29 protein-coding genes are annotated in these 23,848 nt (G+C 60.9%); 17 read left to right on the top strand and 12 right to left on the bottom strand.

Annotation, left to right across the window (positions count from 1 at the left end):
• Positions 1 to 496: 496 nt before the first annotated feature.
• Positions 497 to 850, top strand: a complete 354-nt coding sequence (locus A3224_RS11810) for a flagellar protein FlaG (protein ID WP_067154833.1) — start codon at positions 497 to 499, stop codon at positions 848 to 850.
• A gap of 69 nt (positions 851 to 919) precedes the next feature.
• Here the strand turns inward: A3224_RS11810 and fliE are convergent, their stop codons facing one another.
• Positions 920 to 1,237: a flagellar hook-basal body complex protein FliE gene (gene fliE, locus A3224_RS11815; RefSeq protein ID WP_067154836.1), complete on the bottom strand. Its 318-nt coding sequence runs from the start codon at positions 1,235 to 1,237 to the stop codon at positions 920 to 922.
• Positions 1,238 to 1,465: 228 nt separating this feature from the next.
• On the opposite strand from fliE, the gene fliF reads away from it, so the two are divergent.
• From fliF to fliR, 13 genes are all read left to right on the top strand, one after another.
• Positions 1,466 to 3,178 carry a flagellar basal-body MS-ring/collar protein FliF gene (gene fliF, locus A3224_RS11820; protein ID WP_067154839.1) on the top strand — a complete coding sequence of 571 codons (1,713 nt, stop codon included), beginning with the start codon at positions 1,466 to 1,468 and terminating at the stop codon, positions 3,176 to 3,178.
• Positions 3,171 to 4,175, top strand: a complete 1,005-nt coding sequence (gene fliG / locus A3224_RS11825; protein WP_067154841.1) for a flagellar motor switch protein FliG — start codon at positions 3,171 to 3,173, stop codon at positions 4,173 to 4,175. Before fliF ends, fliG begins: the two co-directional genes overlap by 8 nt.
• Positions 4,168 to 4,845 carry a flagellar assembly protein FliH gene (locus A3224_RS11830; RefSeq protein ID WP_067154844.1) on the top strand — a complete coding sequence of 226 codons (678 nt, stop codon included), beginning with the start codon at positions 4,168 to 4,170 and terminating at the stop codon, positions 4,843 to 4,845. Before fliG ends, A3224_RS11830 begins: the two co-directional genes overlap by 8 nt.
• Positions 4,842 to 6,218: a flagellar protein export ATPase FliI gene (gene fliI / locus A3224_RS11835; RefSeq protein ID WP_067154847.1), complete on the top strand. Its 1,377-nt coding sequence runs from the start codon at positions 4,842 to 4,844 to the stop codon at positions 6,216 to 6,218. The genes A3224_RS11830 and fliI overlap by 4 nt, the downstream gene beginning before the upstream one ends.
• A gap of 10 nt (positions 6,219 to 6,228) precedes the next feature.
• Complete coding sequence (gene fliJ, locus A3224_RS11840) at positions 6,229 to 6,693, top strand: flagellar export protein FliJ (RefSeq protein WP_067154850.1); 465 nt, start codon at positions 6,229 to 6,231, stop codon at positions 6,691 to 6,693.
• A gap of 10 nt (positions 6,694 to 6,703) precedes the next feature.
• Complete coding sequence (locus A3224_RS11845) at positions 6,704 to 7,885, top strand: flagellar hook-length control protein FliK (protein ID WP_067154853.1); 1,182 nt, start codon at positions 6,704 to 6,706, stop codon at positions 7,883 to 7,885.
• 276 nt (positions 7,886 to 8,161) lie between these two features.
• A complete protein-coding gene (gene fliL, locus A3224_RS11850; protein ID WP_067154856.1) occupies positions 8,162 to 8,641 on the top strand; it encodes a flagellar basal body-associated protein FliL in 480 nt (159 codons plus the stop codon).
• Positions 8,642 to 8,654: 13 nt separating this feature from the next.
• Positions 8,655 to 9,698, top strand: coding sequence for a flagellar motor switch protein FliM (fliM, locus tag A3224_RS11855; RefSeq protein WP_067154859.1), 1,044 nt, complete (start codon positions 8,655 to 8,657; stop codon positions 9,696 to 9,698).
• Positions 9,695 to 10,189, top strand: a complete 495-nt coding sequence (fliN, locus tag A3224_RS11860) for a flagellar motor switch protein FliN (RefSeq protein ID WP_067154862.1) — start codon at positions 9,695 to 9,697, stop codon at positions 10,187 to 10,189. Before fliM ends, fliN begins: the two co-directional genes overlap by 4 nt.
• A complete protein-coding gene (gene fliO, locus A3224_RS11865) occupies positions 10,186 to 10,575 on the top strand; it encodes a flagellar biosynthetic protein FliO (RefSeq protein ID WP_067154865.1) in 390 nt (129 codons plus the stop codon). The genes fliN and fliO overlap by 4 nt, the downstream gene beginning before the upstream one ends.
• Before the next feature lie 14 nt (positions 10,576 to 10,589).
• Positions 10,590 to 11,330 carry a flagellar type III secretion system pore protein FliP gene (gene fliP / locus A3224_RS11870; protein WP_175487787.1) on the top strand — a complete coding sequence of 247 codons (741 nt, stop codon included), beginning with the start codon at positions 10,590 to 10,592 and terminating at the stop codon, positions 11,328 to 11,330.
• A 14-nt stretch (positions 11,331 to 11,344) separates the two neighbouring features.
• Positions 11,345 to 11,596, top strand: a complete 252-nt coding sequence (gene fliQ / locus A3224_RS11875; RefSeq protein WP_367620072.1) for a flagellar biosynthesis protein FliQ — start codon at positions 11,345 to 11,347, stop codon at positions 11,594 to 11,596.
• Positions 11,597 to 12,382, top strand: a complete 786-nt coding sequence (gene fliR / locus A3224_RS11880; protein ID WP_067154871.1) for a flagellar biosynthetic protein FliR — start codon at positions 11,597 to 11,599, stop codon at positions 12,380 to 12,382. It abuts the gene before it with no gap.
• Positions 12,383 to 12,497: 115 nt separating this feature from the next.
• On the opposite strand, the gene flgL is transcribed toward fliR, so the two are convergent.
• The 11 genes from flgL to flgB all read right to left on the bottom strand — a co-directional run bounded on the left by flgL (position 12,498) and on the right by flgB (position 22,137).
• Positions 12,498 to 13,694 carry a flagellar hook-associated protein FlgL gene (flgL, locus tag A3224_RS11885; protein ID WP_067154873.1) on the bottom strand — a complete coding sequence of 399 codons (1,197 nt, stop codon included), beginning with the start codon at positions 13,692 to 13,694 and terminating at the stop codon, positions 12,498 to 12,500.
• A 15-nt stretch (positions 13,695 to 13,709) separates the two neighbouring features.
• A complete protein-coding gene (gene flgK, locus A3224_RS11890; RefSeq protein WP_067154876.1) occupies positions 13,710 to 15,329 on the bottom strand; it encodes a flagellar hook-associated protein FlgK in 1,620 nt (539 codons plus the stop codon).
• 158 nt (positions 15,330 to 15,487) lie between these two features.
• Positions 15,488 to 15,805, bottom strand: a complete 318-nt coding sequence (locus A3224_RS11895) for a rod-binding protein (RefSeq protein ID WP_067154880.1) — start codon at positions 15,803 to 15,805, stop codon at positions 15,488 to 15,490.
• A complete protein-coding gene (locus A3224_RS11900; protein ID WP_067154883.1) occupies positions 15,805 to 16,902 on the bottom strand; it encodes a flagellar basal body P-ring protein FlgI in 1,098 nt (365 codons plus the stop codon). The genes A3224_RS11895 and A3224_RS11900 overlap by 1 nt, the downstream gene beginning before the upstream one ends.
• Before the next feature lie 11 nt (positions 16,903 to 16,913).
• Complete coding sequence (locus A3224_RS11905) at positions 16,914 to 17,585, bottom strand: flagellar basal body L-ring protein FlgH (protein WP_067154886.1); 672 nt, start codon at positions 17,583 to 17,585, stop codon at positions 16,914 to 16,916.
• 13 nt (positions 17,586 to 17,598) lie between these two features.
• Positions 17,599 to 18,381: a flagellar basal-body rod protein FlgG gene (gene flgG, locus A3224_RS11910; RefSeq protein WP_067154889.1), complete on the bottom strand. Its 783-nt coding sequence runs from the start codon at positions 18,379 to 18,381 to the stop codon at positions 17,599 to 17,601.
• A 193-nt stretch (positions 18,382 to 18,574) separates the two neighbouring features.
• On the bottom strand, positions 18,575 to 19,330 hold the full coding sequence (locus tag A3224_RS11915; protein WP_067154891.1) for a flagellar basal body rod protein FlgF: 756 nt from the start codon (positions 19,328 to 19,330) through the stop codon (positions 18,575 to 18,577).
• Between the two features lie 83 nt (positions 19,331 to 19,413).
• Positions 19,414 to 20,604 (bottom strand): flagellar hook protein FlgE, encoded by a 1,191-nt coding sequence (flgE, locus tag A3224_RS11920; RefSeq protein ID WP_067154894.1) that lies wholly within the window; start codon positions 20,602 to 20,604, stop codon positions 19,414 to 19,416.
• A 22-nt stretch (positions 20,605 to 20,626) separates the two neighbouring features.
• Positions 20,627 to 21,307 carry a flagellar hook assembly protein FlgD gene (flgD, locus tag A3224_RS11925; RefSeq protein WP_067154897.1) on the bottom strand — a complete coding sequence of 227 codons (681 nt, stop codon included), beginning with the start codon at positions 21,305 to 21,307 and terminating at the stop codon, positions 20,627 to 20,629.
• A complete protein-coding gene (gene flgC / locus A3224_RS11930; RefSeq protein ID WP_067154900.1) occupies positions 21,307 to 21,708 on the bottom strand; it encodes a flagellar basal body rod protein FlgC in 402 nt (133 codons plus the stop codon). Before flgC ends, flgD begins: the two co-directional genes overlap by 1 nt.
• An 18-nt stretch (positions 21,709 to 21,726) precedes the next feature.
• A complete protein-coding gene (gene flgB, locus A3224_RS11935) occupies positions 21,727 to 22,137 on the bottom strand; it encodes a flagellar basal body rod protein FlgB (RefSeq protein WP_067154902.1) in 411 nt (136 codons plus the stop codon).
• A 156-nt stretch (positions 22,138 to 22,293) separates the two neighbouring features.
• On the opposite strand from flgB, the gene flgA reads away from it, so the two are divergent.
• The 3 genes from flgA to A3224_RS11950 all read left to right on the top strand — a co-directional run bounded on the left by flgA (position 22,294) and on the right by A3224_RS11950 (position 23,798).
• A complete protein-coding gene (gene flgA / locus A3224_RS11940) occupies positions 22,294 to 22,971 on the top strand; it encodes a flagellar basal body P-ring formation chaperone FlgA (protein ID WP_067154905.1) in 678 nt (225 codons plus the stop codon).
• Positions 22,972 to 23,071: 100 nt separating this feature from the next.
• On the top strand, positions 23,072 to 23,344 hold the full coding sequence (gene flgM / locus A3224_RS11945) for a flagellar biosynthesis anti-sigma factor FlgM (protein WP_067154908.1): 273 nt from the start codon (positions 23,072 to 23,074) through the stop codon (positions 23,342 to 23,344).
• A gap of 4 nt (positions 23,345 to 23,348) precedes the next feature.
• Entirely contained in the window at positions 23,349 to 23,798 is a 450-nt protein-coding gene (locus tag A3224_RS11950) for a flagella synthesis protein FlgN (protein WP_067154911.1), read from the top strand.
• The last annotated feature ends 50 nt before the right edge of the window (positions 23,799 to 23,848 follow it).

The following is a 23,848-nucleotide window of genomic DNA, read 5'->3' on the forward strand; positions in this document are numbered from 1 at the left end:
TTTTCTCTTGCCCACGCTCTGATCAATCTAAAATACTAAGTAACCCCTGATTAATTCACTTTCTGGTGGCAGAGGTTCTTCGGGAGCGGATGTGAAACTCAGGTGATAGGACGGATATTCGAAACCGTCGGATACAGGGATGTATTCGTGCGTTTTCGAATATCCGTCCTATTGCCTGAACGCCCCGGAAGCTACCGTAGTGTTCTCGCGAATTAATCAGAGGTTCCCCAATAAAATTTATCACCACCCCTCTAAAGTTACCGCGATCACTGCCGATACTTGTTAGCAGGAAGTCAAGATACTGAAAGTTGGCTAACCCTGGGCCTTCTTTCACTGCGCGGTTCCCTCTCCATACTCCCCCAAATTCGGACCGTGCTTCGCCCCCTCCCGGGGGCTTTTTTTTACCTGCTGTGAACACCAGCGCTAAATAAAGTTTCTTATCCTTCTGTCGATAACCTGTACAAAGTATCATCAGTAAAACGGAAGGATTATTACCATGCCCTCTCCTGTAGACAATAATACTCCCGCTCAACTTTCCTATCTGGCCGCCCGCCAGCGGGTGGAAAAGGTTCTCGCACAATTTTCTGCGGCGCCGGATGGAGAGAAAAGCACATCGGACTCTTACGCGGTTTCAGAGCAAGAGTTAGTCAAAGCGGTGCAACAAGTTAACGAAGTATTAAGAAGCTATGGTGTGGAATTCGAGGCCAGCGAGGACAGTGACCGCATCATTATCCGTTTGGTGGACCGGGAAAGCGGGGAAGTAATTCGGCAGATTCCAACGGAAGAGGCGCTCAATGCCGCCCAGCGTTTAGAGGAAGTGCGAGGGCGCCTACTGAGCCTTCAAGTCTGATACGGTACGCTGGCCAAGATAGACTGCCGGCACGCTTGAGGGTAAATCCGCTACAACCGCACCAGCCGGTCAGATTTGCATATTCATGATGTCTTTGTATGCAGTCACCAGCCGATTTCGCACTTGCACCCCCATTTCAAAGGCGATACTCGCTTTCTGGCTGGCAATCATTACGTCATGCAGAGCCACACCGGGTTCACCGGACTGAAAGGCGCGACTTATCTCACCGCTGGCGTTCTGCAACCGGTTGATTTTCTTCAAACTGTCGTGCAGAGCATCGGCGAAGCCGCCGCCCACTTTGAGGTCGATTCGTTCGCTGCCACCCCGGGCCTCTGCAGCGAGGCCACGCATCTGCTCCAATACGCCGTCGATTACTGGGCTGGTCATTATGGCTATCTCATTTACCTTTCAGGGCAAAGGTAACAGCGTGCCGCCCGGTACCAAGCGGCCAATTAGGGGCAAAAAAACGGGCTTTTCTTTCCTTTGTCCGCGATGCCCCCCGCCATAATCAGCGAGGAGTTATTAGCCGCCAGGATCGACTAGAGCAGCAATGCCTTCTATTTTGTCACCATTAAACCCCGCGCCCAGCCGTATCCAGCCCCGGAGGGAAGTGGTATGAGCGGCGCAATCCAAACCAACCCCGGTTCCGCGACACCGGCACTCAGCCAGTTGTCCGCCCGGCTCTTTACCAATCCCCTGATACCGCTGCTCGTTGCAGGCAGCGCTGCCGTGGCCCTGTTGGTCGCGCTGTGGATGTGGGCAGGCGCACCGGAATACCGGGTGCTCTACAGCAATCTCAGTGAAGAGGACGGCGGCCGCATTATCAGCGAACTGGAGAGCCGTGCTGTCCCCTATGAATTCACACAGGGCGGCCGCACCCTGCTGGTACCCGGCGACCAAGTTTACAAGCTGCGCCTGCAGCTGGCCGAGCAGGGGCTACCCCAAGGGGCCAACGCCGGCTTCGAAATCATGGACAACCAGGCCTTCGGTGTCAGCCAGTTTGCCGAGCAGGTGAATTTCCAGCGCGGTCTGCAAGGTGAGCTGGCCAGTTCCATCGAATCCCTGGGCCCTGTATCCCGGGCGCGGGTGCACCTGTCCATGGCCAAGCCCTCGGTATTTATCCGCGAACGCGAACCAGCCAAAGCCTCGGTAGTACTCACTCTGGCACCGGGTCGCAGTCTCGGCGACGGGCAGGTCAATGCCATAGTGCACCTGGTGTCCAGCAGCGTGCCGGACCTCACGATGGAAAATGTCACCGTGGTGGATCAGAACGGCCGCCTGTTGTCCCGTCCCGGCGGCAACCTCGGCCTGGATGGCAGCCGACTGGAATACGTGCGCGATATAGAACAACACTACCGCCAACGAATCGAAAATATCCTCGCTCCTATATTCGGCAATGGCAATATCCGCGCGCAGGTGGCGGCGGAAATCGATTTTGACCAGCGCGAGGAAACCAGCGAACGCTACACCCCCAACCAGGACGGCCTCCCCGCGGCCGTGCGCAGTGAACACCGCAATACAGACTTCGACGGCGACCCGGAAGCCATCGGCGGTATTCCCGGCGCACTCACCAACACCCCGCCCGGGGCCGCCGCGTCTCCGATTGATTTAAACGGAGACAACAATAACGACGAAGCCGAACAGACAGACAGCGAAGAAAACAACAGAGGCCGCCTGCGCAGAGAGCAGCTGGTCAACTACGAGCTGGACCGCAATATCACCCATATTCAACGACAGCGAGGACGGATACTGCGCTTGTCAGCGGCAGTCGTTGTCAATTATCGCGAGGCTGTCACAGAAGAGGGCGCTACTGAGCAGGTTCCACTTTCCGATGCCGAATTGGAGCGCGTGGAAAACCTGGTGCGCCAAGCCATGGGCTACTCCGAAGACCGCGGCGACAGTCTGCAGATCGTCAACAGTCCCTTCGCACCAGTTGGAGAAGCGCTGCCGGAGGATATTCCCTGGTACAAGGATCCCTTCTGGCAAAGAGCACTGCTCAGCCTGGCCCGCTATCTGCTTGCGGCACTGGCAGTCCTGATGGTGTACCGCTTGGTGCTGCGTCCCTTGGTAGACAGGTACGCACGACTGAACGCCGAAGCAATTGCACCACCCGCTCCGACGGCTGTACCCCAGAGCGCCACCGTGCAGAACACCAATAACGCTGAACGACCTGAAGAAGCTGAAGCTGAGGAAGAGATCCCACCGCCGCGCCGCAAGCGCCGCTCCTCAGCCTACGAGCAGAACCTGAAAGAGCTGCAGGAAATGGCCAAAGAAGACCCCGCGATGGTAGCCATGATCGTGCGCAGCTGGATGAACCGGAATGACTGATCAAAGCACAATGAGCAACCTGCGCCGCAGTGCCATATTGCTGCTGGCCCTGGACGAAGATAGCGCCGCCGAGGTGTTCAAACACCTCTCCACGCGTGAAGTGCAAGAACTCAGCCAGGAAATGGCCTCCCTGACCACCGTTTCCCACGAGGAAATGCGCCAGGTGTTGCAGGACTTTTACGACGAGACCGAAGAGTACAGCGCCCTGAACCTCTATTCCAGCGACCGCATCCGCGCGGTGCTGACCAAGGCTCTGGGGGATGAGCGCGCCTCCAGCCTGCTTGAGGATATCTTCGAGCAGCACGCTGCCGAAACCGGTATAGACGCGCTGAATCTGATGGAGGCCAACACGGTGGCGGAAATGATCCGCGACGAGCACCCACAGATTATCGCCACCATTCTGGTGCATCTGGAGCGACGTCAGGCCGCCGCCGTCCTGGAACAGTTCGACGACCGGCTGCGCAATGACGTGGTACTGCGTATCGCCACTTTCAATGGCGTGCAACCGGCGGCACTGCAAGAGCTCACCGAAGTGCTGACCAGTATGCTCGATGGACAGAATCTCAAACGCGCCAAGATGGGCGGCGTGCGCACTGCTGCGGAAATCCTCAACCTGATGAGCTCCAGCGCCGAGGAAACCGTCATAGAGCGTGTACGCGCCCACAGCGAGGACCTGGCGCAGAAGATCATCGACGAGATGTTCCTGTTCGAAAACCTTATCGAACTCGACGACCGCTCGATACAACTGCTGCTCAAGGAAATCGACACCAAATCCTTGGTTGTCGCCCTTAAGGGCGCCGACGACGACCTGCTGGAGAAATTCCTGCGCAATATGTCCAGCCGCGCCGGCACATTGCTGCGCGAAGAAATGGAGACCGCAGGCCCCATGCGCCGCTCCCAGGTGGAGCGGGAGCAGAAAACTATTTTGCAGGTGGTGCGACGCCTCGCCGACAGCGGCGAAATTGTTTTGACCAGCGGGGACGAAGTCTATGTCTGATGCCCTCTCCTGGCGCGCCTGGCGCATGGGCGAACTCGACGGCGAGGCCGAGCGGCGCCGTGCCGCCGAGCGCCGCGCCGAACTGCGTGCACGGCTGGAGACGGCGCGCGAGCAGGCCCGCCGCGAAGGCTGGCAGGCCGGATTCGACGCCGGGCACAAGGAAGGGCTGGCCAAAGGGCTGGAGGAAGGCCGCCGCGCCGGCGAAGCGGAGAGCGAACGCCAGCGCAGGGAACTACTGCAACCTCTCGCCGGACTGGCGCAGGCGTTTAGCGATGCCCTGGCCCGCCACGACGAGGAGATTGCGGCTGATCTGGCGGCAATGGCCCTTGCCGTGGGACGGCAGCTGGCCAGCGAAGCACTGGAGGCCCGCCCGCAGCAAGTGGTCGAAGTGGTGCGCCATCTGATGCGCGAGGAACCGCTGTTCAACGGCGGCTCACGCCTGTGGCTACATCCGCAAGACCTGCCGTTGGTGGAGGCGGAGCTGGAACGCGAACTCGCCGCCAGTGGCTGGCAAACGCGGCCCGACCCGCGCCTGAGCCGTGGCGGCTGCCGGGTGACTGGCCCCTCCGGTGAGCTGGACGCCAGCCTCGAAACCCGCTGGCAACAGCTGCAGGAAGGGGTATACAAGCGCCTGCGCGGCACCGCCGATCGCGGAGAAACACCGCAATGACCGCCGTCGCCAATCCCCACAGCGAGCGCTGGCGCCGCGCCCTAGGCGACTGCACCGAGCGGGTGGAGCAGTTTTCCACCTACCGGGCCAGTGGCCGGATCGTGCGCGCAACGGGATTGGTGCTGGAAGCCGTGGGGCTGCAGGTCCCCCTGGGCAGTGGTTGCCGCATCGAACTGTGCCCGCGGGCGGCTGGGGCGGAAGCCGCTTTCGCCGAAGCGGAAGTGGTGGGCTTCGCCGGTGACAGAGTGTTTTTAATGCCGCTGGAAGAGATTGGCGGCCTCACTCCCGGTGCCCGTGTGTTTACTTTGGGTGGCAGTGGCGCGCGCCGTTTTCCCCTGGGCGATGCCCTGCTGGGCCGGATTGTGGACGGCAGCGGCCACCCCCTCGACGGTGGCCTTCCGCTGCCGGAAGACCAACTCGATACCCTCGCCGCCGCGCCCCTGAACCCCCTGGCGCGCACGCCCATCCACGAACAGATCGATGTGGGCATACGCGCGATCAACAGCCTCCTGTGCGTGGGCCGGGGCCAGCGCCTGGGGCTCTTCGCCGGCTCCGGCGTGGGTAAATCCGTGCTGCTCGGCATGATGGCCCGATACACCCGCGCCGACGTCATCGTGGTGGGTTTGATCGGCGAGCGCGGCCGCGAGGTCAAAGACTTTATCGACAATATCCTCGGTGAAGAGGGCCTGCGCCGCTCGGTCGTGGTGGCAGCCCCGGCGGACACCACGGCGCTGCAACGTCTGCAGGGTGCCGCCTATGCCACCCGCGTGGCGGAGTACTTCCGCGACCAGGGCAAGAGCGTACTACTGATCATGGATTCACTGACCCGCTACGCCATGGCCCAGCGCGAAATCGCCCTCGCCATCGGCGAGCCACCGGCCACCAAGGGCTATCCACCTTCGGTATTCGCCAAGCTGCCCGGACTGGTGGAACGGGCCGGTAACGGCGAGAACGGCGGCTCTATCACCGCTTTTTACACGGTGCTGACGGAAGGTGACGACCAGCAGGATCCCATCGCCGACGCAGCGCGCGCCATCCTCGACGGCCATATCGTGCTGTCGCGCACCCTGGCGGAAGCCGGCCACTACCCGGCCATCGATATCGAGGCTTCTATCAGCCGCGCCATGACCGCGATTACCGACACCGGCCAGCAGCGCAATGCACAGCGCTTCAAGCAGCTGTTCTCCTGTTACCAGCGCAACCGGGACCTGATCAGTGTCGGCGCCTACAGCCCCGGTCAGGATCCCCTGTTGGATGAGGCCGTGCAGTTATATCCGCGTATGGAATCTTTCCTGCGCCAAAGCATCGGCGAGCGCGCGAATATCGACGACGCCCGGCAGGCCATGACCGCTTTACTCGGTGACACTCAATAGGGGGTGAACCATGAAGGCATCCGATCCACTGAACACACTGATCGATCAGAGCCGCAAGGCCCGCGACGCCGCAGGGCGCCTGCTGGCAGAAGAGCAGCGCGGCGGCGAAACCACCGCTGCCCAGCTGAAGACTCTGCAAGAGTACCGCCGGGAATACTGCCAGCGTTTACAGGAGGCGATGGCGCGCGGTATCAGCTCCGCCGCCCTGGACGATTACAACCGCTTTATCCGCTCGCTCGACGGCGCCATCGCCCGCGCCCAGGCGGCCCTGGATCAGCAGCAGGAAAGGATTGCCGCCAGCCGCGATCACTGGCGCCAACGCCAGCGGCAGTTGTCGTCCTACAACACACTGGTAGCGCGCCGCACCGAGCGGGAGCGCCAACAGGAGCAGCGGCGCGAACGCCTGCAGTCCGACGAAATCACCCAGAATATCCTCGCGCGGCGCCAGTCCGCGGAAGAGCCCAGCCTCGTCTAGGAGAGAGAAAATGGATATCACCGCACTACTCACCGCGCTGTCCGCCAATACCGACAAGGGTTTTGCGAATACCGCTGGCGGCGAAGATGGTGCTTCCTTCGCCCAGGCACTTGCGGCAGCTGTCCGCGAACCGGAAGGCGTAAGCGCAGAACTATTGTCCGAAATCCTTCCAGCCCCGGCGCGGGAAAAATTCACGGCGCTCACACTGGATTCCGCAACGGCAACCGCCGCGCTGAAAACTGATGCGGAAACAGTCGCACAAGAGGTCGCAGATGACGAACTCCTGGCTTCCGCGCTGGCCGCGCCCCTCACTGTGTCCTCCACTGCGGCGCCCGACGCGAAGACGGCCTCCACTGCCCCGGCCACAGACACCGGGAAGGCCCCCTCGGCAATCATGCAGAACGCCGCCGCAACGCCGACTATAAGTGGTCTGCAACCCGGCCAGCATCCAGCCACAAGTGCGGCAATACAAGAAGTCTCCGCCCAAATTTCCTCCGCGGCTGGCCCGTCAGATACAGCCGCGGCTATGGCTGCAGTCAGCGCCGGCACACAACCCACAAATGCCCCCCCTGCGCAAGTAACCACTGCCGGCGCCGATACAGTACAGGAAAGAGCGGTTCCATCCGTGCTGGCATCCTCGGAGAGTGCGGTGTCGGGGCTGATGTCCGCGGCGGACGCGGGCAATGCCACTCATCCAGCCGCAGCCCCGGCCTTAACCACCAATTCACCGGCTGCGGCACAAGTCGGTCCAAGCAGTGCACCCCTGACTTTGCAATCCCCCCTGGCGAGCGATGCCTGGGGGCGCGAGCTGGAACAGCAGCTCGTAGGAATCGCTCAGCGGGGCGACAAGACGATTGAGCTGCAGTTGAACCCGCGCGAGTTGGGCCCGCTGTCGGTCAACCTGACCCTGGACGACCAAGGTGCCAAGGTGCAGTTCCTCGCCGCCCAGGCTTCGGTGCGCACTGCGGTGGAACAGGCGATTCCGCAACTGCGGGATGCCCTGGCGCAACAGGGCATCGCACTGGGAGAAGCCACGGTGGGCGAACAACAACAGAACCAACAGCAATCCCCGGAACGCAATTACCGGGAAGGTGACATTGGCGGCAGTGAAACTGCACCCGAAATCGCGTCCGCGGCTGCAGACATCAAGGTACCCACCAGCCGCACCGGAGGCGTGGATTTATATGCGTGACCTCAGGGCCCGCAGATAATGGGAGCGCCCCTTCGCAGACGCAAAAACTTTCCCTTTCGTCCCGCCGGTTACCTCCCTGTGTCCGGCGGTGTCGATATATCAATTCCATTACCTGGGCGCGCAGTATCCGCACGGGCAGGCAGTGAATGAATCAGAAATTCCCTAAACGCCGAGATAAGCCCAATACGCCGCCCTTTTCTTCAAATTCCCAAATCTGTGCCACCGGCATACTCCTTTGGCATCCATTGGGAAGTTTTCGTTATAAGGCGCAAGTGAATGGCTGATACATCTGGCAAATCCCGCGGTTTGGTGTGGCTGGCGGTAATAGCAGCAGTACTGCTCGCCGCGGTAGTAGCGATAAACGTGGTACTGCTGATGAAAATCGAGAGCGGCGGCAAACCCACCTCCGCTGTAACGCTTACGAAAGCCAAGCGTCCATCCGACCCGATTTTCGTCAAAATAGACCCCTTCACTGTAAACCTGCAGGACGATTTCTACGGTCGCCTGCTGTATGTGGGCCTGTCATTGCAAGTGGCTGATAAAGATACCGAGGAGTTCCTCCTCAAACACATGCCCCAGGTGCGCAGCCGCCTGCTGGTTTTGCATTCAGCCCAGAACCCACAGAAACTGGCCACGGCCGAGGGCAAGCGCGAATTAACCGCCGCTATTCTCGCCGCGCTGGCCGAGCCTATGGCCGAGTCCCAGCCGCAGCTGCACATCGACGACGTACTTTTCACCGAATTCATCGTGCAATAACGGAGGTCGGACCATGGCTCAGGACGACCTACTCTCCCAGGAAGAAATCGACGCCCTGCTGCACGGCCCCGGCGATACCGACAGTGCCGACAGCAACAGCGATGTCCCCCATATGCGACCCTACGATCCCGCCACCCAGCAGCGGGTGATCCGGGAGCGGCTGCACGGGATGGACATCATCAATGAGCGCTTCGCGCGGCATTTCCGCGTCAGCCTGTTTAACCTGATACGGCGCAGCGCCGATATCACCGTGGAATCGGTCCGTTACCAGAGCTTCAAGGACTTCGCCCGCAACCTGCCGGTGCCCACCAATCTGAACCTGATTTCCATGAAGCCCCTGCGCGGCACCGGCCTGATGGTCTTTCCGCCCAGCATGGTGTTTATGGTGGTGGACAGTCTGTTCGGTGGTGACGGACGTTTCCTAACCCGCCTGGAGGGTCGCGAATTCACCAATACGGAACAGCGGGTAATCCAGCGCATACTGCGCCTTGCCATCGGCGCCTATCAAGACTCCTGGCAGTCCGTGTACGAACTGGATATCAGCTACCTGCGTTCGGAGTTGCAGGCGCGCTTCGCCAATATCACCAATTCACCCAACGAAGTCATCGTCAACACCACCTTTAATCTGGATGTGGGCAATCTGTCCGACCGTTTCCAGATCTGTATGCCCTATTCGATGATCGAGCCACTGCGCGATCTGCTGACTAATCCCGTTTTGGATGCGCGCAGCGCGCGCGATAAAAGCTGGAACCAGCGCATGGCAGGTGAAATACGCCAGTCAAAAATTGAACTGGTGGCGGAATTCGCCAGCCTGCCGAGCCGTATCGGCGCGGTGATGAAACTGCAGCAGGGTGACATCCTGCCACTGGAGCTGCCGGAAACCGTGACCGCGCGGGTGGACGGTGTACCTGTACTGGAATGTGAATACGGCTGCCGTAACGGCCAGCGTGCCCTGCGCGTCACCCGGCTGATAGAGCGCAGCGGCGGACGAACGCTGCTCGGTGCCGGCAATTTCATTGAAGGGGCAATGCCCAAGAGCGAGGAGAGCGAGCAATGAGCGACGCCGAAAAAACCGCAGAGAACAACGCTGAAGAAATAACCGTAAAAGAAAACACCACCGAAGACAGCTGGGCTGCAGCCATGACTGAACAGCTGAGCGATGCCGACCCCTGGTCTGAAGCCCTGGCCGAACAGGGGGCCTCCGCAGCGAGCGCCGACACCGCCGCGCGCAGTGTGGGCGAGCAGATTTTCAAGCCGCTGGAACAGGGCGATGGCAGCACCGCTGCCCGCGATCTGGAAATGGTGATGGACATACCGGTGAAACTCAGCGTGGAACTGGGCCGCACCCGCATCACCATCAAACAACTGCTGGAACTGGCCCAGGGTTCGGTCATCGAGTTAGACGGCCTGGCGGGCGAACCCATGGACATACTGATCAATGGCTACCTGATCGCCCAGGGCGAAGTGGTGGTAGTGGATGACAAATACGGTATCCGAATCACCGAGATCATTACCCCACAGGAACGCGTGCAGAAACTGAACCGATGAACCCCGCGAGCGCCAACGCCAGCGAGGCCGTCAGCGGTATGGCCCTCTTGGGCAAAACCGCCCTGGTGCTGGTCGCGCTGATCGGTCTGATCGTTCTGTGCGGCTGGCTGTTGCGACGACTCGGAACCACAGGCCAAAGCGGCGCCAATCCAGCCCTTAACATTATCGCCAGCCGCCCGGTAGGCCCGCGCGAGCGGGTTGTAGTAGTGGAAATAGAGGACACCTGGCTCGTACTGGGCGTCGGTGGCGGCAGCGTCAGCAAACTGCACCAGCTACCGGCACCGCCGCAAGTCCCTCGGGGCACACAGGAAGACGGCGAGGGCTTTGCCCAGCGCTTCGCCCGTGCCCTGGGCCAAAACCTCAACGGGCGGAGGAGCAAACCGTGAAGCCGGTACTGAAAGTGTTTTTGCTGGCGCTGCCATTGCTGGCCAGTCTCGCCTTCGCCGACGGCGCCTGGGCGCAGACCGGCCTGCCCGGCATTACCAGTCAACCCACAGCGGACGGCGGTCAGCAGTGGTCCATCAAACTGCAAACACTGCTGCTGCTCACCAGTCTGGCCTTTATCCCGGCGGTGTTGCTGATGATGACCTGCTTTACCCGCATCATCATCGTGCTGGGACTGTTGCGTACCGCCATGGGTACCCAGGCAACTCCGCCCAACCAGGTGCTTCTGGGTCTGGCGCTCTTTCTGACTTTCTTCGTGATGTCGCCGGTGCTGCAGGAAATCTACACCGTGGCCTGGCAGCCGCTCAGCGCCGATGAAATCAGTTTCGAACAGGCACTGGAGCGCGGCATTCAGCCACTGCGACAGTTTATGCTGGCCCAGACCCGCGAACCGGATATCGCCCTGTTCGCGCGCCTGGCCGAAGCCGGGCCGCTGCAGAGCCCGGAAGATACCCCACTGCGGGTACTGCTCCCGGCGTTTGTCACCAGCGAACTGAAAACCGCCTTCCAAATCGGCTTTACGATATTTATTCCCTTTTTGATTATCGACCTGGTGGTGGCCAGCGTGCTGATGTCCCTGGGGATGATGATGGTGCCCCCCGCCACCATCTCCCTACCCTTCAAGCTGATGCTGTTTGTATTGGTGGACGGCTGGCAACTATTGATTGGCTCACTGGCGCAGAGCTTCTTCGTATGAGTCCGGAAACTGTTATGAGCATCGCCTACAAGGCGATGATGACCACGCTCTATATGGGCGCGCCCATGCTGCTTACCGCCCTGCTAGTGGGGCTGCTGGTCAGCCTTTTCCAGGCGGCGACTCAGATTAACGAAATGACCCTGTCATTCATTCCAAAAATTCTGGCGGTGTTCGCGGTGCTGGTAATCGCCGGCCCCTGGCTGCTCTCGTTGATTACCGACTACACCCGCACACTTTTCCAAAGTATCCCTTTTCTGGTCTCCTGAGTGGTTGAGCTCACCTACGCGCAACTGCACGCCTGGCTGGTGGCCTTTCTGTGGCCATTTATGCGTATTTCCGCATTCCTGATGGCCGCGCCGCTGCTCGGCCACTCGGCGGTGCCTGCGCGGGTGAAAGTTGGGTTGTCGGCCTTGCTCGCCGCGGCCGTGGCACCCGGTCTCCCCCCCATGCCCGAGGCGCCGGTGTGGTCCTGGGCGGGGCTCGGCATCATTGTTGAACAAACGCTGATAGGCGCGGCCATGGGACTCGCACTGCGGGTCATGTTCAGCGTGGTGCAAGCGGCGGGGGAATATATCGGCCTGCAGATGGGGTTGGCGTTCGCCACCTTCCTCACTCCAGATGGGGTCAACACAGTGGTGCTGTCGCGCATTTTCAACACCATCACCTTGATGATGTTTTTGGCGGTAAACGGCCACCTGATTGTTATCGACATCCTCGCCTCCAGCTTCCACACCCTGCCCATCGGCTATACCGGCCTCAATCCCGGCGGTATGGAACTTCTGGTGCGCTACGGCGGCACTATCTTTGCCTCTGGCCTGCTGCTGGCACTGCCCCTAGTGGCCGCGCTGCTGATCATTAACCTGTCCCTCGGTATTCTCAACCGCTCGGCGCCACAGCTGACGGTCTTTTCCGTGGGTTTCCCCACCTCTCTGACACTGGGACTCTTGTTACTGACCGTATTGATGACCGACTTCGGCCGCTTTCTACAACAGTTGTTTGGTGGCGGACTGCTTTTTCTGCAGCAGCTGGTGGAGACGCTGGCACCGCTGTAGCGGGCCTGGCTTCCAGAGTCTTTTCACAGTCCAGAAGTCAATTCCCAGGTGGTTTGTTAAGGAGGTGGCGAGGTTGATCTGGGCGGCTTCCCGCCGCCCAGCGAGCGGAAGGCAATCAGAGACGGTCGAACAGGCTCAAACTTTTGATATCGACAAAAGCCTGTTGTGCTGCCTGCAGGCCGACCTGGCGCAGACTGTATTCAGCAATGGCCTCCACGTAGTCCAGGTCCACCAGATCCGACAATTCCTGCTGGTAGTTGAGGGTCCGGTTTGCTGCCACCGAGTCCACTACATCCAGCTCATTCAAGCGGGCCCCAACAGAGGCGCGGACGGTGAGCACATTATCGAGGCTGTTGTCGAACTCCCGCATCACGGTGTTCAAGGTATTCGCGCGCGCGGCCTTTTCGCTGTCTGTGCTGGCCGGCTGTTCCAGAATTGACAGAGCCTTTTCGAAAGTGGCGAACAGATCCGTGTTCATGTTTTGCGCCAGGTCGACAGTAATTCGGTCACCGTCGGCGGGCTCGCCTTCAAGAATCATGGTCAGGCCGCCAAAGCTGAGTGCCTGCCCCGACGCGTAGGGTTGCGGCGCACCGCCGTTAATGGAGTAGGTAGCGGTTCCGGACACCACAGAGAAGGTGATATCGAAGGCACCGCCGTAGCCGGGGTCCGTCTCGTCCACCACATTGGGCCCTTTGAAGGTGACACTGCCGGTATTGGCGGAATCCGCCTCGGCCACATAGCCGGCGCTGGCGGTTACACTTTGGAATACCTCGATACCATTGTCCGCCACCGGCATTAAACGGGAGGCGTCGATGCGTACTTCGCGGCTATTGTTATCGGCGACGTAAATTACGTTCCCCGTGCCACTGCGGACAAAAGGCGCGCTGTCATCCTGATAGCCGCCAAAAAGGTAGCGGCCATTGCCGTCGGTGGCGTTGGCCTGGCCGATCAGTGTCTCGTAGATACCCCGCAGTTCGCTCGCTACCGAAACGCGGTCCTCGTCACTCAAAGTGTCGCTGGCCGCCTGCACGATCAGGGTCTTGGCACTGGCGATGGCATCGCTGACGCCATTGAGAATGCTCTCTTCCTGGGAAAGTGCATTGCGGGCGCTGACACGGGCGTCGGTGTACTGCTCGGTGATCGCCAGGGACTGGGACACCTGTACGGCTTGCGAGGCGGCCTGGGGGTCGTCGGAAGGGTTGACCACACGGCGGCCCGAGGCGATCTGCTGCCCCACCTTGAGGAACTCGCCCTGCTGGCGGTTCATGGAGCTCATACTCTGTTCATAAACGGTAACAGTGCTGATACGCATGGCGTCCGAATCTCCTTATCTCAGGCCCAGGATGGCGTCCATCACGGTCGCAGCCGTCTGGATCACTTGGGCATTGGCCTGGTAATACTGCTGATAACGAATCAGGTTGGCGGCCTCTTCATCCAGATTCACGCCGGAGTCCGATAACTGCAGCGCGCGCAACTGCTCAGTGAGCCCCTCCTGTGCCTCCAGGTTTACCTGGACGATATTGGTGCGGTTACCCACATCACTGACCATGGCCGCATAAGCGCCGTTCAGGGTGGCCGAGCCGCCAACCAACTGTGCGTTCTGCAGCTGTTGTAGTGCGAGTGCGTTTTCGTTGTCACCACTGCCGCCGCCGAGCCCCGCGGCAATTTCCGCCCCGTCCTGGATCAGATTTTCCATACCGCTGGCGACATTGCGCACCGGCTGTAATTGGAAACTGTCGCCGTCCACCAGGCTCGCTGCGCCAGTGACAGTGACGACTACGCCACCGAAGGTCAGCTGGTCGCTGGCATCGAGGGTGGCGGTGAAGGTGTCACCAGTATCCAGGCGGGTGATCTCGAACTGACCGGTGGCGGCATCGGTCACCGTGAGTTCAAAATCGCTGGCGGTGAGCTGTGTAATATCGTCAAAAACCGCACTGATCGTGGCGGTGCCGCTGTTGTCCGCATTGCTGAAAGTGCGCGGCTGGCCGATAGCGAACATATCCGTGCCCGGATTGCCGTACTGGTCCACCCCAGCGTTGTGTTGCTGGTTCACGCCCAGTGCGAGGGAGACAGCCAGCTGACCGAGCTGATTCTGGGTTTTGTCCAGCGTTTCGCTGCGGAAGGTCAACAATCCGCCCAGGGAACCGCCGGAAATCATGCCTTCCTTGAGTTCGATCAGGTTGCCGGCGGAGTCGTGGTAGCCGACCACTGTACGGCTGGGGTCAGCGGCGGAGTCTATCGCCTCCAGGCTAAAGGTCTGGGACCCCGCCACTATGGGCTGCCCATTGCCGATGGACAGGTTGTAGGTGCCGCTTTCCTGCACCGTCAGCTGCACATCAATGCGTTCGCTAAGATCCGCCACCAGCTGATCGCGCTGGTTGAGCAGGCTGTTGGGCGCCTCTCCGTGTTTGGCCTTGGCCAGAGCTATCTCGCGGTTGAGGCTGGCAATCTGCTCGGCAGTGTTGTTGATCTGGGTGATCTCATCGGCAATCTGATCGTTGACGCCCTCGCGCATATCCTGCAGGTAGTCGTCAAAGGCGCGGAACTGGGCGCTCAGCGTATCCGCCGCTCCGATTACTCCCTGGCGTGCAGCCGGGTCGGAGGGGGCGGCTGTAAGATCTTCGATTGAGGAGAAGAAATTCTGTATCAGAGGGGCCAGGCCCGCATCGCTATCGGCGAGTAGATCGTCGATCTGGGACACTTGCACTTCGTAACTGGCCAGCGCACTTGCCGTACTGCTAACTCCATTGAGCTGGTTGGCCACGAAGTCGTCGAACTGGCGCTGCACGTCGTTGACCTGCACACCGAGGCCGCCACTGCGCTCGCCGAGCAGAGTGAGTTCCCGGTTGTAGCCCTCGGTATAGACATTGCTGATGTTGTTGCTGGTGGTGTTGAGTGCGATCTGGGCGGCGTTGAGGCCGCTCAAGCCAATCGAAAACATACTCATTGTTAGTCTTTCCTTTTCAGCTGCTCCGCGAAGGCACAGCTGCCGCGGAGAGGGGAAAGCAGCAGCTGGGGCATACGCCCGTGCCGGCTTTAATAATCACAAGACCTATATCAGTTATCGGCCGGTAAGCGCCCCGGCTTGAGTCTTGGCCACTACTTTTATTTGCCACCGCTGCCTGTGCGGCTGGACAACTGCTCGACCAGCTGCTCGGCCAATCCAAGGCCCCGTCCGGCCAAGTGCTGGGACAGCTGCTGGTCGTACAGGGATTCGTAAAACCGGATGCCGGTGTTGTCGATCAGCCCGGAGCGGGGGGTGGCCTCGCGCATGCTCTTCATCAACTGCTGCAGGAAGAGCGCCTCGAACTGTTCCGCGGCCGCCCGCAGGTTTTTCTGCGGGTCCTCCGCCGCTTCGTTTTTCAGCCGTTCCAGCCCCTGTACATCCAGAGCGAAGTGTCCGCTCACCAACGCGTTATCCATCAGATAATCTCCAGTTCCGCGCGCAGCGAACCCGCCGCCTTGAGGGCTTCCAAAATCGACATCAGATCCTGGGGCGTGGCGCCGAGGGCATTGAGCGCATCCACCACTTCCATCAGATCCGCGCCCTCGACAAACTGCAGGGAGCCCATCTGCTGGCGGACAGTGATATCGCTGCTCGGCACGACCGTCGTCTGCCCCTCTCCGAAGGGCGCTGGCTGACTGACGCCGAAATCGGTGTTGATTACCACCGACAGGTTGCCGTGGGCCACGGCGGCGGGGCCCAGGGTGACGCGGCCGTTCAATACCACCGAGCCACTGCGGGCATTGAGCACCACCCGCGCTGGCGGCTCCACCGGCATAACTTGGACACTTTCTACCCGCGCCATAAAGTTGACCCGCTCATTGGGGCGCCCGGGGCCTTGCAGGCGGATAACGCGGGCATCCACCGCCTCCGCCACCGGGCGACCGAATTCGGCGTTGATGGCGCGCACCGCGCGCTGCGCCGTGCCGAAGTCCGCCTCGCGCAGATGCAGCTCCAACGCGCTGGCCCCCAGATCCAGGGACACTTCGCGCTCCACCAGGGCACCACCTGCGATACGGCCGCCCGCCTGCTGGTTGATCTGTACGCTGGAACCACCGGACTCGGCACCGGCCCCGCCCACCAGAAGGTTGCCCTGGGCAACGGCATAGGTGAGGCCGTCCACCCCCTTCAGAGGGGTCATCAGCAGCGTTCCCCCGCGTAGGCTGCGGGCATTACCGATGGATGACACCACCACATCGACGCGCTGGCCGGGCCGCGCGAATGGCGGCAGCTCCGCGGTGACCATCACCCCGGCCACATTGCGCAACTGCATATTGGTGCCCTCGGGAATGGTAATTCCCAGCTGCGAGAACATGTTGATCAGGCTCTGTGTGGTAAAGGGCGTCTGCATCGTCTGGTCGCCGGTGCCGTCCAGCCCCACTACCAGGCCGTAGCCCACCAAGTGGTTGTCGCGCACACCGGCGAAATCCGCCAGTTCACGCAAAGGTTCAGCGCGCGCCGCGACAGCGGCGAGCGCCAGTGACAACAGTATCCAGTTCGGGAATGGGAATCTCATCGTCGCTGCCGTCAGAAGGGGGAGAGGTTCAGGAACAGACGCTGCAGCCAGCCCATGTGCTGCGCTTCGTCGATATAGCCGTCGCCGACGTATTCAATGCGCGCTTCGGCCACCTGGGTGGAGAGCACGGTGTTGGCGCTGGAAATCTCACGCGGATCGATAATGCCGGAAAACCGGATGTACTCAGTGCCCTGGTTGATCACTATCTGCTTTTCACCGCGTACGCGCAGGTTGCCGTTGGGAAGCACCTCCAGCACGGTCACCGCCATGGTGCCGGTGAAGGTGTTTTCCGCGCTTGCGCCACCACCGCCTTCAAAGTCGTTGCTGCCCTCGATATCAAAGCCGTAATCCGTCAGGCTTTCGAGGCCATCCGGAACCACCGTCGAAGTGAGCGATCCAGTGCCGGACCGGTTGGCGTTGCTCTCCGCGCTCTTGGAGGCACTCACTTGTTCGTTGAACACCACGGTAAGCAGGTCTCCCGCCATGCGCGGGCGGCGGTCCTCGAACAGCGGCCGGTAGCCCCGGTCCGCCTGATAAATCGCACCGTTGGGTTTCGCCGGTGGCGGCACGGGCACCGACACCCACTCTTCCTGACTCACCACCGAGGAACGCGGCAGATACGCACAACCAGCGTTGAGCATGATCAGGGCCGCGACGGTGATCTTCTTAACTACAGACAGCATGGTCCCGATCCGCTTATAACTGGGCCAGGCGGGAGAGCATTTCATCGGATGCCTGCACCGCCTTGCTGTTGATCTCGTAGGCGCGCTGGGTCTGGATCATACTGACCATCTCTTCCACCACGTTGACGTTGGAGGTCTCCACGTAGGACTGGTAGAGGCTGCCAGCGCCGTTCAAGCCGGGCATGCTTTCGGTGCGCATACCGGAGGCGGAAGTTTCCAGGTAGAGGTTTTCACCGATGCTTTGCAGGCCCCCCGGATTGACGAAAGTGGATAGAGTAATCTGGCCCACTTCCACACTCTCACTGGAACCCGGCTCGGTTACCGATACCACGCCATCCTTGCCGATGGTCACTGACAGGGCGTTTTCCGGAATAATCACCGCCGGTTCCAGGGGGTAACCGCTGGAAGTCACCATCTGGCCGTTCTCGTCCAGCTGGAAGCTGCCGTCACGGGTATAGGCGGTGGTGCCGTCAGGCAGAAGTACCTGAAAGAATCCCTTGCCGTTGATGGCCAGGTCGCGGGAGTTGCCGGTTTGCTCCAGGCCGCCCTGGGTGTGGAGCCGCTCGGTGGCCACCGGGCGCACACCACTGCCCACCTGCATGCCCGATGGCAGGGTGTTCTGCATATCGTTTTGCGCACCGGGCTGGCGCAGGTTCTGGTAAAGAAGGTCCTCGAATACAGCGCGGGATTTCTTGAAGCCGTTGGTGCTGACGTTGGCCAGGTTGTTGGCAATCACATCCATTTTTACTTGCTGTGACTCGAGGCCGGTCTTGGCTGTCCACAGTGATTTGATCATTTTCTTTTCCTCTCAGGGCGGGTTGGCGCCACAAAACGATGCGAAGAATGCTGCCGGTGGTTGCCTTGCGGGACTGTCTGCGAGAGGGGGCTCGCAGGCAAGCCGACATGGACATATTCACGGCGTGTCCGCAAGGCACCCACCGGCAGCAGGCGGCCACAGGCTTTGGCCGGGCAGCCTTCCCCTTGGTTGTTTATTCAATGGATAAAAGGTTGTCCGCCCGCCGGGCATTTTCGTCAGCGCTCTCGATCACTTTGATTTGCATTTCGTAGCGCCGGGCGTTGTCGATCATGGCGACCATAGATTCCACCGCGTTGACGTTACTGCCCTCGAGCGCGCCGCTGATCAGGCGCGCGTTTTCATCCGCGGGCAGCGGAGCACTGTTGCCGGCGGCATCCGGGGGAGCGCGGAAGAGGCCGTCCTCGCCGCGCACTAGGCGCGTCTCGCCCGGATCGACCAACTTGAGGCGGCCCACTTGCGCCAGAGCCTCGGGGTCCTCACCGGCGCCAATCGCGCTCAGGGTGCCGTCCGCACCCATGGACAGAGACGCACCCAAGGGCACTACGATGGGCCCGCCCTGCCCGATCACCGGGCGGCCGGCAGTGGTGAGCATGCCGTTGGCGTCCACTTGCAGGTCGCCGCGGCGGGTATAGGCCTCACTGCCGTCGGCAGCCTGCACCGCCAGCCAGGCATTGCCCTGCAGGGCAACGTCCAGGTCGCGGCCAGTGGCGTTCACCGGTCCGGCGCTGAAGTCGGCGCCGGGAGTGGAGGCCATAACCGAAACTCGCGTGGGCAGTTGGCCATCCCCCTGCACCGGTACGGCGCGCAGCGCGTGCAGCTGGGCGCGAAAGCCCGAGGTGGAAACATTGGCCAGGTTGTTGCTGACCACCGCCTGTTGTTCCATGCTCTGACGGGCGCCGCTCATGGCGGTGTAGAGAATGCGATCCATAACTGTGCTCTCGTTCTTTCAGGCAATTGCGCCCGGGCCGATTCGCGTTACTGCATCGGCCCGGGCACCAGAACGAACTGCCGTTAGCGCAGGTTCACCGCGCTCTGCAGCACCTCGTCCTGTATCTTGATGGTCTGGGTATTGGCCTGGTAATTGCGCTGGGCCACGATCAGGTCCACCAACTCCCGGGTGAGGTCCACGTTGGACACTTCCACCGTTCCCGGCTCCAGGGTGCCGAACTGCCCGGTTCCGGCCAGCCCCAAGAGCGGCTGACCGGAGCTGCCGGATTCCACCCAGACGTTGTCGCCTGCCGGGGTCAACCCCTCTTCGTTGCGGAAATTGGCCAGCGCCACGGTACCCAGCACCTGACTCTGCTCGTTGGCGTAGTTACCGATGATATTGCCGTCTTCATCGAAGCTGATGCCCACCAGAGCGCCGGACGTGTAGCCGTTCTGACTCAGGGAATCCAGGGAGAAATCGTTGCCAAACTGCGTGGTGCCATCGAAGGCGATGGTGAAATTAAGTGGATCAGCGCCACCAGCCGGGGTGAAGCTGTATGTGGGGAAGGTGCTCGAAGCGACATCCAGGGTACCGTTACTGGTGAAAATCAGCTGCCCCACGTTGACGGTATCATCGACACCGTCCACCGCCACGCGCACTTCCCAGGTATTGTCCGCCGTCTTGGTGAAATAGGTTGTCATGGTGTGTTGCACACCCAGTGAGTCATAGGCGGTCCCGGTGTTGGCGTAGGAGTAACTGTCAGCGTCCGCCACACTAAATGGGGTGATTGCGCGATCGATAATGCTGACGGTCGCGTCGAGGTTAAACGATGCCTCCACCTCCGTTGTGGCTGAAGCCGGCATTGCCCCCGCGGGGACTTGCAGCTCTTCCGGCTGGCCGCCAGTGCCAACGCCTGCGGGGAAGCCGGTCAGGCGCGCCCCCTGGGCATTTTCCAGATAACCGTCGCTGGTCAGAATCAGCTGGCCGTTGCGCGAATAGAGCACCTCTCCACCCTGAGTGAAGCGGAAGAAGCCACTACCGTTGATCCCCAGATCCAGGTTACGACCCGTGGATTCCAAGGTGCCGTTAGAGAAGTCCTGCAACACCGCGGAAACCCGGGTGCCCTGCCCGGCAAGGGCGCCGGTGTAGACATCGGCGAATTGCACACTGGAGCTCTTAAAGCCGACCGTTGCCGAGTTGGCGATATTGTTTCCCACCACATCCAGGTTGGTGGCGGCGGCGTTAAGGCCGCTCAGCGCCTGCGAAAATCCCATGGTTTGCTCCTTGAAATGTTTATCAGAGAATTTGACGTATGTCGCTCAGATCGACAGGTTCGGAAACACCGCCCAGATCCAGCAGCGGCGCGCCCTGGTCGTCCAGGCTGACGCCATTGACCAGGGCATAGTTGAGTACAGTTGCATCCACCGGCTCACCATTGGCGTAGGCTTGCACGGAAACCGTATAGGCGCCCTCCGCGACAAGGGTGCCCTCATCGGTAGTACCATCCCAGGTAAAGGATTCGGTACCGGCAGAAAGGGAGAAGGGTTCGAAACTGCGCACCACCTCCCCGTTGCCGTCGCGGATGGTGATACGCACATCATCGGCGCCTGCCGGCAGCTCTATACCGAAGGGCGTGGTAACACCCTCCTCTCCCACCAACACCCGGTCACCGGGTACCAGTACGCCTTTGCCGATCAGGCTGGTGGCCTGCATCAACTGGCTGGCATCCAGCTGCCCGGTGATGCCCTCCAGCGTGTCGTTCAAATTCTGGATACCAGTGACGGTATTGATCTGTGCCAGCTGGGAGGTCATCTCCGCGTTTTCCATCGGATTCATCGGATCCTGGTTTTGCAGCTGGGCCACCAGCAACGTCATAAAACTCTCCTGCAGCTCCAGCCCGGCGTTTTGGGTCGAAGCGCCTGCGGTGGTGTTGAGCGCGTCGCGCACCGCGCTGTCGATCACATTAGTGACAGCCATCAGTTTTCTCCCAGGGTCAGGGTTTTCAGCATCAATTGCTTACTGGTGTTCATTACCTCCACATTGGCCTGGTATGAACGGGAAGCGGAAATCATGTTGACCATCTCGCCAACCGGATCCACATTCGGCATCTGCACATAGCCATCGTCGTCTGCCAACGGGTGATCCGGGCGGTATTCGAGCCGCAGCGGCGACGGATCCTCAACCAGGCCACGCACCGACACGCCACCCATACCTTCGCGGCCGCGCGCTTCAAATATCAATTGTTTGGCGCGGTAGGGCTGGCCATCCGGACCGGCCACGCTGTCCGCATTGGCCAGGTTACTGGCGGTCACATTCATGCGTTGGGCCTGGGCGGTCATGGCCGAACCGGAAATCTCAAAAATCGAAAACATTGACATTGGCCTCTCCTACCCCTTTTATTCCGACTGCATGGCGGACTTCAGCCCCTGGATACGGCCGTTGAGGATGGTCAGCGCGGCCTGATAACGGACCGAGTTGTCCGCAAAGTAGCTCCGCTCCACATCCATATTGACCGTGTTGCCATCGAGGCTCGGTTGATCGGGAACCCGGTACAGCAAATCCAGGGATGTCGTCGATGATGAGCTTGCGGACAGATGTCGCGGCGAGGTGGTACGCGCCGTCAGGCCCCCTTCCGCGCCTCCCCGCTCTACAGCGCGCGCCAGCTCCCGGGAAAAATCAAAATCCCGGGCCTTGTAGGTGGGCGTATCCGCATTGGCGATATTGCCGGCCAGCACCTTCTGGCGCTCGTGGCGCAGATTGAGCGCCTCCCGATCGAAATTCAGGGTGGCGGCGAGTCGATCGATCATGCCGTAACTCCCAGAGTCTTACTTGGTCACATTCGAGGCTACCGCCGAGAAAGCAAAGCCAAAGGGAAAAACAAGCCGGGGTTTTGCCCCCATTTCCGCTCTTCATCCCAGCCTCCGCCACTTACAATCTGCCCAAACTGATAAGCAGCCAATTAGATGAACGAACTCCGCGGTCCGCTGATCGCACTGCTATTGTTCGCGCAGTCCCTCTGTGCCGCCGCGACAACGGACCCGGCGACAGATGCCGTGCGCAAATTTCTCAGCCGGCAGGCCACACAACCGGGCCGGGAAGTGCAGATTGAAGTACAACCGGCACCCGCGCGACTGCCGCACTGTGAAAATCCAAGGCCTTTCCTGCCTGGCAAGGGGCAACAGCTACGCGGCCTGGTCACCGTCGGCGTGCGCTGCGGCGCCGACGGCAGAGTCCGCTACCTGCAGGCAAAGATATCGATCATCGGTGACTACTGGGTGAGCGCCCGGCGGATAGAGGCCGGCACCCGGATCGACGCGGACATGCTGCGCAGAACCAGAGGTGATCTGAGCAACCTGCCCCGGGGCGCAGTGCTGGAGCGGGAGCAGATAGTCGGGCAAATCGCGAGCCGTCCATTGAATGCCGGTACGGTGCTGCAAGAACAGCAGCTAAAGCCTGTTCCCCTGGTGCTGCGGCGCCAACCGGTAACCGTCGAGGCGCGCGGCCAGGGATTCCGCATCGCCCGCGAAGGGATCGCCCTGGAGGAGGGTGCACTCGGTGAAAAAATACGGGTGCGTCTGGCGGACAGAAGACAAATATTTGCAGTGGTAAGTGGCCCGGGGCAGGCACAGGTCAATTTTTAGCGCCAGATCACGCCGGATTTGCGACAAACGCCACAGCTGTCAGTTAAAGAAGCGTTAAAACGGGCCGATATAGCCAACGAAACATGATGGAGATTCCCCCTTGAAAATCGACAATATCGCCCAGTTGACCGCCGCCAAGGCTCCGCACGAGGGCGGACGCAACGAAACAGCACCGGCGCCCAAAACCGAAGCGGCGGAAGCCTCCGCCGATGTCAGCCGCCTGCGTCAGGCGAGCGCCGACAACAGTCAAGATATCGACACCGTGCGGGTGGAAGAGTTGCGCCAGGCCATTGCCGAAGGACGCCTGGAAATCCGCGCGGACAAGATTGCCGACGGCCTGATTCAAAGCCTTCGCGAACTGGTGGAAACGTGACGCCATGGCACTGGCGGACCACCTGGAACAACAGATGACCCGCTTGCAACAGCTGTTGGAACTGTTGCGGGAAGAGCGCGGCGTGCTGCTGGAAGGCCGAGTGGACGGCACTAGGCTGTCACAGCTGGCGGAGCGAAAGCAGGCGCAGCTCGGGGCAGTGGAAGATTTTGAACGCCATCGCCGCCAGGCTCTGCTCCGCCTGGGTTACAGCGACAATCGCGAGGGGGACGAGCGCGCCGCCAACGACGCCGGCTGCCTGCCGCTATGGCGCGCCATTTGCGAATGCGCCGCCGAGGTGGCGGAACTCAACCGGGGCAACGGCGCCCTGATCGATCTTCGAGCGGAACACAACCGCCGCCTGCTGGATTTCCTTCAGGCAGCAGCGGGTAAAGATCTCTACGGCCCGGACGGCCGGGCCCAGGCCCAATCCGGGCGCATCAACTCGCGGGCATAAGGCCGGCTTGGCCCCCTTCCCCGATTTACTCTTTATGTCAGCGCCAGGAG

Origin of the sequence: Microbulbifer thermotolerans, from assembly GCF_001617625.1 — a bacterium.
GTDB classification, from domain to species: domain Bacteria; phylum Pseudomonadota; class Gammaproteobacteria; order Pseudomonadales; family Cellvibrionaceae; genus Microbulbifer; species Microbulbifer thermotolerans.

Coding starts and splice junctions, on each gene's coding strand:
- A3224_RS11810 (WP_067154833.1), top strand. CDS start 497: ATGCCCTCTCCTGTAGACAATAATACTCCCGCTCAACTTTCCTATCTG.
- fliE (WP_067154836.1), bottom strand. CDS start 1,237: ATGACCAGCCCAGTAATCGACGGCGTATTGGAGCAGATGCGTGGCCTC.
- fliF (WP_067154839.1), top strand. CDS start 1,466: ATGAGCGGCGCAATCCAAACCAACCCCGGTTCCGCGACACCGGCACTC.
- fliG (WP_067154841.1), top strand. CDS start 3,171: ATGACTGATCAAAGCACAATGAGCAACCTGCGCCGCAGTGCCATATTG.
- A3224_RS11830 (WP_067154844.1), top strand. CDS start 4,168: ATGTCTGATGCCCTCTCCTGGCGCGCCTGGCGCATGGGCGAACTCGAC.
- fliI (WP_067154847.1), top strand. CDS start 4,842: ATGACCGCCGTCGCCAATCCCCACAGCGAGCGCTGGCGCCGCGCCCTA.
- fliJ (WP_067154850.1), top strand. CDS start 6,229: ATGAAGGCATCCGATCCACTGAACACACTGATCGATCAGAGCCGCAAG.
- A3224_RS11845 (WP_067154853.1), top strand. CDS start 6,704: ATGGATATCACCGCACTACTCACCGCGCTGTCCGCCAATACCGACAAG.
- fliL (WP_067154856.1), top strand. CDS start 8,162: ATGGCTGATACATCTGGCAAATCCCGCGGTTTGGTGTGGCTGGCGGTA.
- fliM (WP_067154859.1), top strand. CDS start 8,655: ATGGCTCAGGACGACCTACTCTCCCAGGAAGAAATCGACGCCCTGCTG.
- fliN (WP_067154862.1), top strand. CDS start 9,695: ATGAGCGACGCCGAAAAAACCGCAGAGAACAACGCTGAAGAAATAACC.
- fliO (WP_067154865.1), top strand. CDS start 10,186: ATGAACCCCGCGAGCGCCAACGCCAGCGAGGCCGTCAGCGGTATGGCC.
- fliQ (WP_367620072.1), top strand. CDS start 11,345: ATGAGCATCGCCTACAAGGCGATGATGACCACGCTCTATATGGGCGCG.
- flgL (WP_067154873.1), bottom strand. CDS start 13,694: ATGCGTATCAGCACTGTTACCGTTTATGAACAGAGTATGAGCTCCATG.
- flgK (WP_067154876.1), bottom strand. CDS start 15,329: ATGAGTATGTTTTCGATTGGCTTGAGCGGCCTCAACGCCGCCCAGATC.
- A3224_RS11895 (WP_067154880.1), bottom strand. CDS start 15,805: ATGGATAACGCGTTGGTGAGCGGACACTTCGCTCTGGATGTACAGGGG.
- A3224_RS11900 (WP_067154883.1), bottom strand. CDS start 16,902: ATGAGATTCCCATTCCCGAACTGGATACTGTTGTCACTGGCGCTCGCC.
- A3224_RS11905 (WP_067154886.1), bottom strand. CDS start 17,585: ATGCTGTCTGTAGTTAAGAAGATCACCGTCGCGGCCCTGATCATGCTC.
- flgG (WP_067154889.1), bottom strand. CDS start 18,381: ATGATCAAATCACTGTGGACAGCCAAGACCGGCCTCGAGTCACAGCAA.
- A3224_RS11915 (WP_067154891.1), bottom strand. CDS start 19,330: ATGGATCGCATTCTCTACACCGCCATGAGCGGCGCCCGTCAGAGCATG.
- flgE (WP_067154894.1), bottom strand. CDS start 20,604: ATGGGATTTTCGCAGGCGCTGAGCGGCCTTAACGCCGCCGCCACCAAC.
- flgD (WP_067154897.1), bottom strand. CDS start 21,307: ATGGCTGTCACTAATGTGATCGACAGCGCGGTGCGCGACGCGCTCAAC.
- flgC (WP_067154900.1), bottom strand. CDS start 21,708: ATGTCAATGTTTTCGATTTTTGAGATTTCCGGTTCGGCCATGACCGCC.
- flgB (WP_067154902.1), bottom strand. CDS start 22,137: ATGATCGATCGACTCGCCGCCACCCTGAATTTCGATCGGGAGGCGCTC.
- flgA (WP_067154905.1), top strand. CDS start 22,294: ATGAACGAACTCCGCGGTCCGCTGATCGCACTGCTATTGTTCGCGCAG.
- A3224_RS11950 (WP_067154911.1), top strand. CDS start 23,349: ATGGCACTGGCGGACCACCTGGAACAACAGATGACCCGCTTGCAACAG.